Raw genomic sequence first — 15,516 nt, forward strand, 5'->3', positions numbered from 1 at the left:
GGAGAATTACTCAAGTGGCTGAAGAGGCTCCCCTGCTAAGGGAGTAGGTCGGGCAACCGGCGCCCGGGTTCAAATCCCGGATTCTCCGCCAAAAGCATCTAGTTTTACTAGATGCTTTTTTTTGCTTAATTTTTATTTCTTTTAGAGAAGTCATGTTCTCTAAGACATTCCTTAATAAATAGCTTAAGCTTTTCATTATCTTCATTTAAAAGTTCAATAAAAGCTTCCTTAAAAACCTTTTTAAAAAATCCAGTAAGTAATATATAAATAATAAAAGTAAAAAATATAAAATAAAGAAATGTACTCATATAGATTTCCCCTCCTTAATTAAAAAATATTATACCATAAATTTGAATTTAAGTAATTAAGAGTAATTAAAATAAAGAGTTTTTATGAGATTTTATTAATTTAATATAATATTATTCTTAAGAAGAAGTAATTAAGTTATATTTATCTTTAATTAACTTTAAATTAGTTAGCATAGAGAATATATCAATGTAAGAAAAATATAAATATATATGAAGCAGTATTTTATGGAGTTATGAATGAAAGTTGAAAAACTAAATGATATTAAAAATAATTCTAAAGAAATTATTTTTAATAGTAATTCTAAAATAGTCTTATTTAGTGATTGTCATAGGGGAGATGGAACATATAAAGATAGTTTAGCTCCTAATATCAACATTTATCTATCAGCTATAAGGTATTATTATAAAAATAAATTTACTTATATAGAAGTTGGAGATGGTGATGAATTATGGAAGTTTAAAGATATACAAGAGATATATGATATGAATTATGAGATCTATGAAGTTTTAGAAGAATTTAAAGAAAAAAATAGACTTTATATGATATATGGAAATCATGATAAGGATAAGAGTAAAATAAAGTTTTTAAGGAAAAACAAGAGAAGAAATAGATTTAATCACTCTGCTTCAGATTTTTATAGTACTTTAGAGATATATGAATCTTTAGTACTAGTGCATGAAGAAAGTAAAAAAGATTTTTTTGTAATTCATGGTCATCAAATAGACTTTTTAAATAATGAATTAGCCTTTTTATCAAAATTTTTAGTGAGATATGTCTGGGCTATTTTAGAGGCTTTTATGGGATTTAAAGATCCTACAAGTCCTGCAAAAAGTAATAATAAAAGAAATTTATTTGATGAGAAAATAAGTAAGTGGGCAGAGGAAAATAAAACTAGAGTTATTTTAGGACATACGCATAAAACACTATTTCCTAAGAGTAGGAATGAATCAACATACTTTAACATAGGGTGCTGTGTATTACCTAGAACTATTACAGCTATAGAAATTGAGAGGGGCGAGATTTCACTTATAAAGTGGACAATAAAGGCTGATGAAAAGGGATCACTTTTTGTTGGAAGAGATATTATAGGTGGACCTATTAGAATAGAAAATTATTAAAGAAAAAACTCTAATGTTATACACAAAAAACATTAGAGTTTTATATTTTCTGTTGATAATTTCAATTTTTATGTTAATAAATTATATTTTAATTATCATTCTTTCCCTTAGCTTTTACTTCTTTATGGTGTGCTTTTTTCTCTTTTTCTTCTCTCTCTTGCTCTTCAAGAAAACATGCCATTGGATTGCCAAGCTTAGTTTCAATTTCAGCTGTAGTATCCATAAATTTTTTGAAAGTATCACCTATTTTCATTTAAAACACCCCTTATTGGTTAATAACCATCTTTATGATTATTTATGATTTCACCATTATTATATAATGTATTGTAATCTATTTCTATAATAAAATACCTTATATATTTTTTTTGTCATATTGCTATTTAAAAGGCATAATTAAGTATAAAATGTTATTATAAGAGGTAATAATTTGGAAATATATAAATAAATTTCGAGGTGTAAATATGGGCTTAAAAATTATATATGGAAGAGCGGGTACTGGTAAAAGTACTTTTTGTATAAATCAAATAAAAAAGAAAATAAATAATTCACCTACCAATAAATTAATTTTAATTGTTCCAGAACAATTTACTTTTCAGACTGAGAATAAAGTGTTAAATGCCATAGGAGAAAGGTATGTTTTAAATGCTGAGGTTCTTAGTTTTAAAAGACTTGCTCACAATGTTTTTAATGAGTGTGGAGGAGCAACTAGAACTATTATGGGGGATGCTGGTAAAAGCATGCTTATTTTTAAGGTACTAGAAGATTTAGGGGATAATATGACTGTGTTTAAAAATGCTTCTAGACAAAAGGGTTTTATAGACATAGCATCAAAAACAATAACTGAGTTTAAAAAGTATAATGTTAATAATGAAGTTTTAGATTTAACTATTAATGAAATAGAAGATGAAAATCTAAAAATGAAGATGGAAGAATTAAAGGATGTTTTTAATGAATTTAACTCAAGACTTCATGAGGGATATGTTGATGAAGAGGATCAACTTTTACTATTAAATGAGAAGTTAGATGGATGTTCTTTATATGATGGAGCTGAGATTTGGATAGATGAGTTTAGTTCCTTTACTCCAAATCAGTTAAGTGTTATAGGAAAATTATTAAAAAGAGCTAAAAGTGTTAACATAACTTTATCCATAGATGAAGTAAATTCACCTAAAGGGGAAAGTGATCTTTTTGTTGCTACAAAAAATACAGAAAAAAGATTAATGAATTTAATACAAGAAGAAGGAATTGCTTTTAATGGATATATTAATTTAAATGAGGATATTTCCTATAGATTCAAAGAAAATAAGGAATTAGCACATATAGAAAGGCAACTCTATGCATATCCTTTTAAACAGTATAGAGGGAAAAATAATAGTTTAAGGCTTTATAGAGCAAATAATAACTATGATGAAATAGAGTTTGTAGCTAAGGATATATTAAGACTTGTTAGAGAGAAGCAATACAGATTTAAGGATATTTCAGTAATATGCAGGGATGTAGATAATTATGAGAAGGTTGTATCAGCTATTTTTGCAGAATATGAGATTCCTTATTATATAGATAAAAAGATAGATATAGCTAGTAATCCACTTATTGTTTTTATAAATTCAGCAGTAGATATAATAAGCAAGAATTGGACTTATGAAAGCATGTTTAAATATCTTAAAACTGGACTTATTAAAGAGTTTAGAGGGGTTGAAGGAGCAGAGCTTATTGATGAACTAGAAAACTATGTATTGGCCTATGGAATAAAGGGTAAAAAGTGGATGGAAGAATGGGTTAACTATAGTTCTAGCATTTTAAAAGAAGAAGAGGTATCAGAGGAAAATAAGCAAAGATTAGAAAGATTAAATGATATTAGAGAGACTATAGTAACTCCTTTAGATGAGTTTAATAAGCAGTGTAAAGGAAAGAAAACCTTAAAGGAATTTGCCACAATTTTATATGAATTTTTAGACTCTAAATTAGATATTATGGATACCATAGATAAATATGTTGAGTATTTCAAGGAAAATGATATGGCAATTGAGGCAAAGGAATATTCTGAGGTAAGAGATATTTTCATAGATGTTTTAGAGCAAGCAGTTGATGTTCTAGGAAATGAAGTTATGAATTTAGATGAATTTATGAAAGTATTAAATATTGGATTATCTCAATATGAAATGGGTTTAATTCCTGTAGCCTTAGATCAAGTAAACATAGGGGATATAACAAGAATAAAAAGTAGGGGAACAAAGGCTTTATACATTATAGGAGTAAATGATTGGGTGCTCCCTTCAGCTAGCAAAGAAGAAGGAATATTATCAGATAATGATAGAGAAATTTTACTTGAAAAAGGGATTTCACTAGCTTCAGATACTAGAACAAAAATCTTTGAAGAGCAATTTTTAGTTTATACAGCCTTTACCATAGCAGAGGAATACTTAGTTGTTACTTATCCTTTAGCAGATTTTGAAGGTAAATCTCAAAGACCTTCTATTATAGTTCATAGACTTAAAAAGATACTTCCAAATGTAAAGGAAGAAAGTGAAGGCTTTAAATTAGTAAATGATAAGTATGATAAGATTTCTGCTAAAATTCCTACTTTAAATGAGCTTATGATAGCAATTAGAAAAAATTATGATGGTGCTGAAATAGAGGACTATTGGAAATATGTTTATGATTGGTATTTAAGAGAACCTAAGTGGAAAGAAAGAATAGAGTATGTAAGGAAGGGGCTTGAATACACTAATTTAGAAAATAATATTTCCAAGGAAAAGGCTAAAAAGCTTTATGAAGATAATAAAAATAAAATTTCACTAAGCGTTTCAAGATTAGAGAGATATGCCCAGTGTCCATTTGCTTACTATATACAATATGGATTAAAAGCTAAGGACAGAAAAATATATGAGTTTACAGCACCTGATTTAGGTAGCTTTATGCATGAAATATTAGATGAGTTTACCAATGAAATTAAAGAAAAAGATTTAAAGTGGAGTGATTTAAGCAAGGAGAATTGTAGAAACATAATAAATTCTTTAGTTGATAATCAGGTTAAAAACAATAAGTCATCCATATTAAATAGTTCAAAGAGATATTCTTATTTTACAGATAGATTTAAGAGAATTCTTACAAAATCAGTTATGGTAATTAGTGAACAAATGAAGAGAAGTGATTTTGAAATTTATAAAAATGAATTGGCTTTTGGATTTTCTAAAGATGTGAACTCAATAAAACTAGACCTTCCTTCAGGAGAAAGTTTTTATTTAAATGGAAGAATAGATAGAGTTGATAAATTAAATTTAGATGGTGAAACATATTTAAGAATTATAGATTATAAAACTGGTTCTAAAAAGTTTGATTTAAATAAATTTTATAATGGACTCCAAATGCAACTTTTAGTTTACTTAGATGCACTTATAAATAATTCAGAAAATATAGTTGAAAATCAAGCTATGCCAGGCGCAATACTTTATTTTAGAATAGATGACCCTATATTAAAGTCTAAGGGAGATTTAACAGAAGAAGAAATAAAAAGTGAGGTTTTAAAAGAGTTAAAATTAGAAGGTCTTTTACTAGACGACGTAAAAGTTGTTAAGGCAATGGATAATACTTTAGAACCTGGAACACACTCTCTTATAATACCTGCAAATATGAAAAAGGCTGGGGATTTAGGGAAAAATAAAGCTTTAATAACCATGGAGCAGTTTGAATTATTAAGAAAGTATGTAAATGAAAAAATGATTGAGATATGCCAAAACATGATAGAAGGTAAAATTGATATAGAACCATGTAAGGAAAATAAAAATATAGTGTGTGATTATTGCAACTACTCACATATATGCCAGTTTGATTCTAGTTTAGAAGACAATAGATATAAAGTTATTCCAAAGAAAAAAGATGAAGAGATATGGAAGAGTATAAATGAAAAAGTAGGTGGTGAAGTAAATGGGGACTAAATGGACTGAAGAACAAGAATTAGCTATAAATACTAGAAAATGCAACCTTTTAGTAGCGGCTGCGGCTGGCTCAGGAAAAACTGCTGTATTAGTTGAAAGAATTATAAAAATGATAACAGAGGGAGAAAATCCTGTTGATATAGATAAGTTACTAGTTGTTACATTTACTAATGCTGCTGCTTCTGAAATGAGAGAGAGAATAGGTGATGCGATATCTAAAGCTTTGGAGAAGGATCCTAGTTCTGAAGTGCTTCAAAGACAATTAGCTCTTTTAAATAGAGCTAGTATAACAACTATGCATTCTTTTTGTTTAGAAGTTATAAAAAATAATTTCCACTTAATAGACTTAGACCCAGGGTTTAGAATAGGAGATCAAACAGAATGTGAACTTATAAAGCAAGATATTTTAGCTGACCTTTTTGAGGATATGTATGCTAAGGATGATGAGTGCTTTAAAGATTTAGTTGAGGCTTATGGTGGAAGCAAAAGTGATGATAATTTAAATAGCATAATATTAAAATTCTATAATTTTATAATGAGTGGTCCTTGGCCAGAGGCTTGGTTAAATGATAAGGTAGAAGAATTTAATATAAATTCTATAGAGGAACTTGAAGGTAAGAAGTGGATAGAGGTATTAAAGGAAAGTATAATTTTAGATTTAAATAATGCCTATTCAATGCTTACTCAAGCTAGGGATATAGCTGAAATGGGGGGAGGACTTGAGCCTTATTTAGTCAATATATATCCTGAAATAATTCAAGTTGAAGAGCTTAGAATTGCTTTAAGTGAAGGAATAGTAAAGTTTTATAATAAGCTTATGGGAGCAAGCTTTGGAAGACTAAAATCAGTTAGAAAAGCTAGTGTTGATGATGAAAGAGCCTTAGAAAAAACTAAAAGCCTTAGAGATGAAAGCAAAAAAATAATAGAAAATTTAAGGGATAATGTTTTTGAAACTTCTTTAGAAGAAGCTGTTTTAGGCATGAAAAAGATGTATCCATTAATGAAATGTTTAAGTGGTTTAATAATTGAATTTTCTAATAGGTATAGAGATAAAAAAAGAGAAAAGGATATTTTGGATTTTAATGACTTAGAGCATCTTTGCTTAGAAATATTAATAGATAAAGATGAAGATGGGAATATAAAACCTTCACAGGTTGCCTTAGAATTTAAGGATAAATTTGAAGAAGTTTTAGTTGATGAATATCAAGATAGTAATACCATTCAAGAAACTATTGTAGGAATGGTATCAAGAAGAGATGTAGAAAATCCTAATGTATTTATGGTTGGAGATGTTAAACAAAGTATATATAAGTTTAGACAGGCAAATCCAGAACTTTTCTTAGAGAAATATATTAATTATAGAGAGTTTGAAGATTCTAATAGAAAAATAATGCTTTATAAAAACTTTAGAAGCAGAGAAGAAATTATAAATGGAGTAAACTATATCTTTAAAACATTAATGAGCAATACTGTAGGAGAGCTTGAATATGATGAAAAAGAGGCTTTAAACCTAGGGGCATCCTATGGGGAGTTAAATGAGGAAAATGTAGAGAAAGAATATATAGATGAAATAGAAAATCTAAAGGTAGCTGGTGATATAGAGCTAAACATATTAAATAAAGCAGGTAACAAGGATTATAGCAATGAGGATGAACTAGGAGAAGAGGAAGAAGATTTAGATAGCATACAGTTAGAAGCTAGAATAATTGGCAAAAAGATTAAGGAGCTAATGAATCCTGAAGATGGAAGTCACTATATGGTTTTTGATAAGGATTTAGGAAAATATAGAAAGATTAAATACAAGGATATTGTTATCCTGCTTAGAGCAACTAAAAATTGGGCAGAAACCTTTGTTGATGAGTTAGGAACCTATGGAATACCTGTTTATGCTGACACAGGAACAGGATATTTTCAAACTATTGAAATTAGAACTATATTAGCCTTATTACACATAATAGATAATCCAATGCAGGATATTTATATACTATCTGCTTTACGTTCACCAATATTTTCATTTACATCTGAAGAATTTGCAGATTTAAGATTATTAAATAGAGATAAATACTTCTTTGAAATAATAAAGGAAGTTGTAGATGGAACTTATGATGAAAGTATATCTAAAGATTTAAAAGGAAAGTGTAAGTACTTCCTAGACTATTTAAATAAGTGGAGAGAAAAGGCAGCTTATATGCCAATAGATGAATTTATTTGGTTCTTATATTCTGATACATCATACTATGGGTATGTTGGAACAATGCCAAATGGAGTTCAACGTCAAGCAAATTTAAGAATACTATTCCAAAGAGCAAAGCAATATGAATCAACTAGTTTTAAGGGATTATTTAATTTTATAAACTTCATAAATAAACTTAAAAAGTCTTCTGGAGATATGGGAAGTGCAAAGATTCTTGGAGAAAATGAGAATGTTGTAAGGATAATGAGTATTCACAAGAGTAAAGGTCTAGAATTCCCAGTTGTTATATTAGGTGGAACAGGAAAGCAATTTAACAAGATGGACTTAAGAGAAGATATACTACTTCATGAAACCTTAGGTATAGGAACAAATTGTATAGATGTTAAGAAGAGAATAAAGTATGATACTCTTCAAAAGCATGCTATAAAGAAAAAATGTGAATTAGAAGTTTTATCAGAAGAAATGAGGATACTTTATGTTGCCTTTACAAGAGCTAAGGAAAAATTAATTATAACTGGTGCTGTATCAGATTTAGAAAAGTCTTGTGAAAATTGGTGCAAAGCTTCAGCTTCTTCAGAGGATAATAGAATAAACCCTGGAAATGTTTTAAAGGGGAAGAGTTATTTAGATTGGATTGGCATGGCTTTAACAAAGCACAAGGATGGAGATGCCATAAGAAATATTGGTAATGGAGATATAACTTTAAATTTAGATGATAAATCTAATTGGAGTTTTAAAAGCTTTGATAGAAGTGAGCTTTTAGAAACAAATAACAATAAAAAACAAAAAAATAATATTGATATTTTTGAAAGTAATAATTGGATTGAATCTAAAAAAGATATAAAAGAAGTTATAGAAATAAGAAATAGACTAGGCTTTAAATATAAATATATAGAGTCTTGTAATACTCCTTCAAATATTTCTGTAACTGAATTAAAGAGAGCTCATCAAGATGAAGAGTTTATGCAAGAAAGTTATAATATTATTGATAATGAAAGTAGTGAAGAAAATAAAAAAGAAAAAATAAAAAGAAAACCAAGATTTATGGAGGAAAGACAGGAAGAATTCTCAGCAGCTAAGAAGGGGACTATAACTCACTTTGTAATGCAACATATTGATTTAGATAAGGTAACTTATATAGATGAAATAAGAGAAGAAGTTCTTAAAATGGTTAAAAAAGAACTTTTAACAGAAGAAGAAGGAAAAGTAGTAAATGTATTTAAAATACAAAAATTCTTTAAAAGTGAATTAGGACAGAGAATGTTAAGCTCATATAAATCTGGCAAAAAGGTATATAGAGAATTACCTTTTATAACTGAGATTCCAAGCAGTATTATAGAAAAAAATCTTGATCCTAAAATCTATGGAGAGGAAAAAGTAAGATTACAAGGTATTATAGATGCCTTCTTTGAGGAAGAGGATGGATATGTTCTTTTAGATTATAAAACTGATTATGTTAAAGAGGGAGAGGAAGAAGCCTTCATAAATAAATACAAAATTCAAATTAACTTATATAAAGACACATTAAATAAAATTTTAGGGGAAGAAGTTAAGGAAGCTTATCTGTATTCCTTCTATCTTGAAAAAGAATTAAAAATAAGCAAGGAATAATTTCCTTGCTTATTTTTCTATGTTTAGGATTAAACTTGCTTATGGTGTCAGGTGCCTTAAAGTTAAAGCACCTGTTTTCAAAGTTTTAGAGTGCTAAATTTAATTATATAAATAAAATTGCTTACTAAGGTTTAGTAAGTCTTCCTTATTGTTTAACTCTGGTGTTTGCATTACATTTTCAAGAAGAAAATTTAATATAACACCTATATTTTTTCCAGGTTTAAAATTAAGTTCGGTAATTAAGTCATTTCCTGTTATGGCTAAGTCCTTAATAAATATGGGTTCTTTTGAAGCTAATATATCAGAAACTCTGTTTTTTAATATATCTATACATTCAGTATCATATTCATCCATATAAGATAAATATGATTTTTGTAAATCTAATAAATCAAAGATATTTTCAGTTCCAACTGAATTTATAAGTAGTTTTAGTTTTTTTCTTGTCATATTACATGAAATACTATTTATATTTTCTACTAAGTTGCAAGTATCGTTGATTGTATTATTATCATATTTAAGTTTCTTTAATATAGTTCTGCACTTCTCAACTGCATTTTCAGAATTAAAAACCTTATAGAATAATCCTGCTAATCTTACATGAAGCTTTTTAGGAAGTGAATTTATTAATCCATAAGTATCATGAATATCATCATATAAATCATAGCAATTTATTATTTTTAAATTCTTAAATTCCTTAACTAAAAAGTCAGAAAATCCTAGATTTCTAAGAAGCATAAGACCTCTATCAGGATCATTGCTTAGAATGATTTTAGTGAATTCGCTTTGAATTCTTTCCATGCTTATATTTTTTACTAATTTAAAATTCTTTCTTATAGATTCAGCAGTTAATTTTTCTATTTTAAAGTTTAATTGACAACTAAATCTAATTGCTCTAAGCATTCTTAAGGCATCTTCAGAGAAGCGTTTATCAGGATCTCCAACGCATCTTATTAATTTGTTTTTTAGATCCTCTTTTCCATTAAAACAATCCTTAAATCCTAAATATGGGCTATATGCCATTGCATTTATAGTAAAATCTCTTCTTGATAAATCTTCTTCTATATTAGAAACGAACTTTACGTCTTTAGGCTTTCTATTATTTAAATATTCCCCATCTACCCTATAAGTAGTTACTTCATAAGGAGTTTTGTCGATTAAAACTGTTACTGTTCCATGTTTAATACCAGTAGGGATAGTTTTATCAAAAAGCTCTTCTATTTTTTCAGGGAATGCATTGGTTGTAATATCATAATCTTGAGGTTTTTTATTTAATAAAGAATCTCTTACACAACCACCAACTATAAAGGCTTCAAAACCATTAGAGTTAAATTTCTCTAAGATATATTGGACATTGTTAGGTAATTTCATTAACAAGTCACCTCCTAGTAGTTATTTTATCAATTAATATAAAATTTAGCTATAAATAGAGTACTTATTTGTTTACAAAAAATAATAATATGCAATAATTAAAATAGAGATTAAAATGGAAAGAAAGGATAGACTTATGGAAATACCGGTAAAAAAAATAGGTGAGTTCGTTAAAGGAGAAAGAGTCGAAGGTTTTTTTCTTTTAAAATCAGTTACTTTAAAAACTACTAATTCTGGTGGAAAAAAATATTTAGATTTAGTTTTAAGTGATAAAACTGGTGATATATTAGGTAAAGTGTGGGAGATTAAACCTGAGCATGAAGAGTTAAAAAGCAATACAGTATTTAAAATTAGAGGTACGGTGAATAGTTGGCAGGGAACTTTACAGTTAAAAGTGGAACATGCTAGCAAAGTTACTGAAGAAGATAATATAAACTTAGATGATTTTGTTCAGAGTGCGCCATATACTAGCGATGAAATGTTTAATACTATAAAAGATACTGTTGATAATATGAATGATATAGATATAAAGAACATTCTAAATAGAGTTTTAGAGCTTAATAAGGATAAACTTATGTACTATCCAGCAGCAAAGTCAAATCATCACTCTATAAAAGGTGGACTTTTATATCACATAACAACTATGTTAAAGTTAGCTGAGAATATTTGTGGAATATATGATTTCTTAAACAGAGATTTAGTTTATGCAGGGGTAATACTTCATGATATGGCTAAAATCAAAGAGATGTCTTCTAATGAAATGGGAATAGTTGATGAATATACTTTAGAAGGAACTTTACTTGGGCATATTACTCAAGGAATAAAGGAAATTGAGGTAATAGGAAAAGAAGTTAATGCTGATAGTAAGATTATAATGTTACTTCAACATATGGTTTTATCACATCACTATGAGCCTGAATACGGAAGTCCTGTTAAGCCTCTTATACCAGAAGCTGAGATGTTACATTATTTAGATGTAATGGATGCTAGAATGTACGATATGAAAAAAGCAATTAAGGAAACTAAGGAAAATGAATTCTCAGAAAGAATTTGGTCTTTAGATAGTAGAAGAATATACAATCATGGAATGTATGAAAAAAATAATTAAAAAAACAGCTCGTAATGAGCTGTTTTTTATTTTAGTAAATTATTATTTTTGAACCATTTTGTACATTATCATATAACCATTTAGAATCTTCAACTGATAATCTTATACATCCATGGGAAGATGGCACCCCTAAGGTTGGATCTGATACTGTGGTTCTGTCAGAATCAAATGGGATTGAGTGAAATAAATAGTTCCCCATAAACTGAACATAGTATTTACCACCTTGTCCGTATTTAGGTGAGAAAAACCAAGGAGCTCTATTTTGTACAGTAAATACTCCTACAGGAGTTTCTTTTCCTTCAATACCTGTTGAACAAGTAAAGGTCTTATCTAAAGTCCAATCATTTTTTGAACCTTCATAGACATAAGTTTTTTGTTCAGCTATATTCACAAAAACCAAATAATTAGTGTTACTAGTTATATCAAATTGGTTTATTGTATCTTCATTTAATTTTTTATAATATTCCATAACAGGAGCAGTTCTAGCTGTAGCTTTATCTATATTCTTTTGGCTATAATCTTCAAGATGCTCCAATCTAAGCTTTTCTAATTCATCTCTTTTTTCCTGTAATTTTGGATCATCAGGGAGAAAATTTATTTGAGAATCTAAATACTCTATTCCTTTTGAATATTTTTCATTAGATATATATTCATCTACAGTTTTTAAAATAGGTTCTCTTATTTTATCTAAGCAAGTTTCTTCATATTCTAGTGCTTGAGGTTTACAATCTGAAAGATTATGTACACTTTTAAAGTAGTTTAAAGCTTCTAAATAATTTCCTTCATCTAGCTTAGAAATTCCAATATCAAAAGAGTCCTTTGAATCTTTTATTAGAGGAAGTGTGTTTTTAAAATTTAAGATTTCCTCATTAGACGTATTTAAGGATAATAGTCCATTTAAATCTTCTACAGTTTCTTCTTCAGATATATCGCCAGAATAATACTCATTCTCTATTTCTGATAGTTTTTCTGTAATTATATCTTCTGATGATTTAATAAAAGTTTTTTTCAATATAATATTTTTTGTTCCATTATTAAAACAATAGGAGGCATCCTCATAATTATTTGATGATAAATCCTCTTTAAATTTGTTTAAGTTATTTGAGTATGAGAAAATAAAGTATGAAACAACTATAATTAATAATACGGATATTGCTGAAGAAATTGAAATTAAAAGTTTTTTATTTTTCATATTTTACCTCGATTAAATTTAGTAATTTAATTTAATTATGGACAATAATGCCAACATTAATCATTATAGGATATTTTTACTTATTAATAAATGACAACTATTGTATTTTTTTTGTGAAACAGTCATAATATTAGTATAAAGTAATGGTTTTAACAAAATATTAACAATTTTTATATAAGGTGGTGTTGAGCATGAAGAAAGTTCATGAAAGGTTTTTAGAATATGTAAAAGTAGATACTAAATCAGATGAGACAACAAGGGTTACTCCTAGTACAAAAGGTCAATTAGAATTAGGGAAAATCCTTGCAGAGGAATTAAAGGAAATCGGAGTAGATGAAGTAAGAATAAGTGATAAAGGATATGTATATGCTTGTTTAAAGAGTAATTGTGATAAGGATATTCCGAAAATAGGATTTATTTCACATATGGATACTGCACCAGATATGAGTGGAAAAAATGTTAATCCTAAAATTGTTGAAAATTATGATGGTAAAGATATTGAACTTGGAAATGGATATACATTATCACCAAGTTTTTCACCAGAACTTCCAATGTATAAAGGTCAAACTTTAATAACTACTGATGGAACTACTCTTTTAGGCGCTGATGATAAGGCGGGGGTAGCAGAAATAGTAACAGCTATTGAATATTTAATAAATCATCCAGAAATAAAACATGGTGATATTAAAATAGGATTTACTCCAGATGAAGAAATCGGAGAAGGAGCAGATCACTTTGATGTTGAAGGCTTTGGAGCAGATTTTGCTTACACATTAGATGGTGGAAGAATAGGTGAATTAGAATATGAAAACTTTAATGCTGCAAGTGCTAAGGTTCAAATAATAGGTAAAAATGTTCACCCAGGAAGTGCTAAAGGAAAAATGATTAACTCTATTTTAGTTGCTCATGAATTTGTTTCTATGCTTCCTTTAGATGAAGTTCCAGAAAAAACAGAAGGATATGAAGGTTTCTCATTCTTATTAGATATACAAGGTGAAGTAGAAAAAACTTCATTATCATTTATAATAAGAGATTTTGATAAAGAAGGCTTTAAAAATAGAAAAGAAAGATTTAATGAAATAGCTAAAGAGTTAAATAAAAAGTATGGAGAAGGTACTGTTACAGTAACTTTAAAAGATCAATACATGAACATGAAGGAAATGATAGAACCTAGAATGCATATTGTAGAAACTGCTGAAAAAGCAATGAAACAATGTGGAATTGAGCCAATCAAAAATCCTATAAGAGGAGGTACTGATGGGGCAAGATTATCATTTATGGGACTACCAACACCAAATCTATTTACTGGTGGAGAAAACTTCCATGGAAGATATGAATATATATCAATAAATTCAATGGAAAAAGCTGTTGAAGTAATACTAAACATAATAAAAATTTATGCTGAAAAATAAGATTAAATAAAATAAACCTATAAATATATTTAGATAATTAATCAAAATATATTTATAGGTTTTAATTTTTTATTTATTTTAATAATTTATAATAAACTTACTTTATTAAGGTTCTTTTGTATCCCCTAAAAAGAAGACAGCTAATGTTCCTATACCTGTGTGAGAACCTATAACTATTCCTATATAATCTATAAGTATGTCTTTTACAGTATATTTTTCTCTAATCATTTCTGCTAAAGTCTCTGCATCTTCAATACAATCACTATGAGCGATAAAAATTGTTTGCTCATTAGGGTTTACAATACGTTTTTCAAGCTCTTGGAATAACATTTTTAAAGATTTTTTTCTTCCCTTAGCCTTAGCAAAGTTATGAAGTTCACCTGCATCATTTACATATAGCATTGGCTTTATACTTAATAAGCTACCAATAGCCGCTGCTGTAGACGAAATTCTTCCCCCTCTTTTTAAATGATCTAAGCTATCTACTGTAAAGTAATGACATAACCTATTTTTGTTTTCTTCTACCCAAGAGTAGATTTCATCTATAGATTTTCCATCCTTTTTCATTTGAGCAGCATAATAAACTAGTAATCCTTGACCTAGGCATGCAGCTCTAGTATCTACTATCTTTATATCAGCATCAGGATATTTTTCTAATAATTCCTCTCTAGCAATAAGTGAACTATTATATGTTCCGCTTAGAGCTGATGAAAATGCTAAGTATAAAATAGAGATCCCTTGTTTAACATATTCTTCAAAGGCTTCAACAAATCTAAATGAGTTTACTTGGCTTGTTGATGGCATGATACCTTCTCTTAATTTATTATAGAAAGCTTTTGGAGTTAATTCGCTATCAATATTATCAATATATTCTGTATTATTAATATTACATATAAGTCCTAAATAATTAATATCTAAATCTTTTACCATGCTTTTTGGCAGATCAGCTGCCGAATCAGTAAATATAACAAATTTTTTCAAAATAAATTTTCCTCCTTTTCTTAATAGAGTTATTCTAAATAAGTATAATATTTAATGTAAAAAATATCTAGGGTATATAATACAAGAATGAGCCATAAATAGTATATTTAATAATAATTTAAGTTTTGGGAAGAATATGTAATATCTTGATTTATTAATGAATATATGATATTATAAGTCTGTTAATATGCGGTGGTAGCTCAGCTGGATAGAGTAGTCGGCTACGAACCGATTGGTCGGGGGTTCGAATCCTCTTCGCCGCACCATAAGCTTGTAACTTTAAGT

At 28.1% G+C, this 15,516-nt stretch carries 10 protein-coding genes and 2 tRNA genes; 7 read left to right on the forward strand and 5 right to left on the reverse strand.

From position 1 onward, the window contains the following. A tRNA-Ser gene (locus GOM42_RS00115) sits at positions 1 to 91 on the forward strand. Positions 92 to 125: 34 nt separating this feature from the next. On the opposite strand, the gene GOM42_RS00120 is transcribed toward GOM42_RS00115, so the two are convergent. After that, positions 126 to 308: a hypothetical protein gene (locus GOM42_RS00120; RefSeq protein ID WP_003450940.1), complete on the reverse strand. Its 183-nt coding sequence runs from the start codon at positions 306 to 308 to the stop codon at positions 126 to 128. A 237-nt stretch (positions 309 to 545) separates the two neighbouring features. Here GOM42_RS00120 and GOM42_RS00125 point away from each other — a divergent pair, with 237 nt between their 5' ends. After that, complete coding sequence (locus GOM42_RS00125; RefSeq protein WP_003450881.1) at positions 546 to 1,427, forward strand: metallophosphoesterase; 882 nt, start codon at positions 546 to 548, stop codon at positions 1,425 to 1,427. An 88-nt stretch (positions 1,428 to 1,515) separates the two neighbouring features. On the opposite strand, the gene GOM42_RS00130 is transcribed toward GOM42_RS00125, so the two are convergent. Then, entirely contained in the window at positions 1,516 to 1,680 is a 165-nt protein-coding gene (locus GOM42_RS00130) for a hypothetical protein (RefSeq protein WP_003450864.1), read from the reverse strand. Positions 1,681 to 1,888: 208 nt separating this feature from the next. On the opposite strand from GOM42_RS00130, the gene addB reads away from it, so the two are divergent. Both addB and addA read left to right on the forward strand, forming a co-directional pair. Beyond that, entirely contained in the window at positions 1,889 to 5,365 is a 3,477-nt protein-coding gene (addB, locus tag GOM42_RS00135) for a helicase-exonuclease AddAB subunit AddB (protein WP_252597675.1), read from the forward strand. Beyond that, entirely contained in the window at positions 5,355 to 9,170 is a 3,816-nt protein-coding gene (gene addA, locus GOM42_RS00140) for a helicase-exonuclease AddAB subunit AddA (protein ID WP_003458222.1), read from the forward strand. The genes addB and addA overlap by 11 nt, the downstream gene beginning before the upstream one ends. Before the next feature lie 99 nt (positions 9,171 to 9,269). On the opposite strand, the gene GOM42_RS00145 is transcribed toward addA, so the two are convergent. After that, a complete protein-coding gene (locus tag GOM42_RS00145; RefSeq protein ID WP_003458226.1) occupies positions 9,270 to 10,538 on the reverse strand; it encodes a CCA tRNA nucleotidyltransferase in 1,269 nt (422 codons plus the stop codon). A gap of 115 nt (positions 10,539 to 10,653) precedes the next feature. Here GOM42_RS00145 and GOM42_RS00150 point away from each other — a divergent pair, with 115 nt between their 5' ends. Next, positions 10,654 to 11,646 (forward strand): HD domain-containing protein, encoded by a 993-nt coding sequence (locus GOM42_RS00150; RefSeq protein WP_003458160.1) that lies wholly within the window; start codon positions 10,654 to 10,656, stop codon positions 11,644 to 11,646. Positions 11,647 to 11,677: 31 nt separating this feature from the next. Here the strand turns inward: GOM42_RS00150 and GOM42_RS00155 are convergent, their stop codons facing one another. Beyond that, positions 11,678 to 12,838 (reverse strand): L,D-transpeptidase, encoded by a 1,161-nt coding sequence (locus GOM42_RS00155; RefSeq protein WP_003458221.1) that lies wholly within the window; start codon positions 12,836 to 12,838, stop codon positions 11,678 to 11,680. A gap of 191 nt (positions 12,839 to 13,029) precedes the next feature. Here GOM42_RS00155 and pepT point away from each other — a divergent pair, with 191 nt between their 5' ends. Further along, on the forward strand, positions 13,030 to 14,250 hold the full coding sequence (gene pepT / locus GOM42_RS00160) for a peptidase T (RefSeq protein WP_003458213.1): 1,221 nt from the start codon (positions 13,030 to 13,032) through the stop codon (positions 14,248 to 14,250). Between the two features lie 105 nt (positions 14,251 to 14,355). Here the strand turns inward: pepT and GOM42_RS00165 are convergent, their stop codons facing one another. Continuing rightward, positions 14,356 to 15,231 carry a DegV family protein gene (locus tag GOM42_RS00165; RefSeq protein ID WP_003458180.1) on the reverse strand — a complete coding sequence of 292 codons (876 nt, stop codon included), beginning with the start codon at positions 15,229 to 15,231 and terminating at the stop codon, positions 14,356 to 14,358. Positions 15,232 to 15,420: 189 nt separating this feature from the next. Between GOM42_RS00165 and GOM42_RS00170 the strand changes: the two genes are divergently transcribed. Further along, positions 15,421 to 15,497, forward strand: a tRNA-Arg gene (locus GOM42_RS00170). The last annotated feature ends 19 nt before the right edge of the window (positions 15,498 to 15,516 follow it).

The sequence above is a fragment of the Clostridium sp. 16K-1-R1 genome, from assembly GCF_023921145.1.
Lineage (GTDB): Bacteria > Bacillota > Clostridia > Clostridiales > Clostridiaceae > Sarcina > Sarcina perfringens.

Bases quoted from the DNA above. Each gene is read 5' to 3' on its own strand.
- GOM42_RS00120 (WP_003450940.1), bottom strand. From the start codon at position 308: ATGAGTACATTTCTTTATTTTATATTTTTTACTTTTATTATTTATATA.
- GOM42_RS00125 (WP_003450881.1), top strand. From the start codon at position 546: ATGAAAGTTGAAAAACTAAATGATATTAAAAATAATTCTAAAGAAATT.
- GOM42_RS00130 (WP_003450864.1), bottom strand. From the start codon at position 1,680: ATGAAAATAGGTGATACTTTCAAAAAATTTATGGATACTACAGCTGAA.
- addB (WP_252597675.1), top strand. From the start codon at position 1,889: ATGGGCTTAAAAATTATATATGGAAGAGCGGGTACTGGTAAAAGTACT.
- addA (WP_003458222.1), top strand. From the start codon at position 5,355: ATGGGGACTAAATGGACTGAAGAACAAGAATTAGCTATAAATACTAGA.
- GOM42_RS00145 (WP_003458226.1), bottom strand. From the start codon at position 10,538: ATGAAATTACCTAACAATGTCCAATATATCTTAGAGAAATTTAACTCT.
- GOM42_RS00150 (WP_003458160.1), top strand. From the start codon at position 10,654: ATGGAAAGAAAGGATAGACTTATGGAAATACCGGTAAAAAAAATAGGT.
- GOM42_RS00155 (WP_003458221.1), bottom strand. From the start codon at position 12,838: ATGAAAAATAAAAAACTTTTAATTTCAATTTCTTCAGCAATATCCGTA.
- pepT (WP_003458213.1), top strand. From the start codon at position 13,030: ATGAAGAAAGTTCATGAAAGGTTTTTAGAATATGTAAAAGTAGATACT.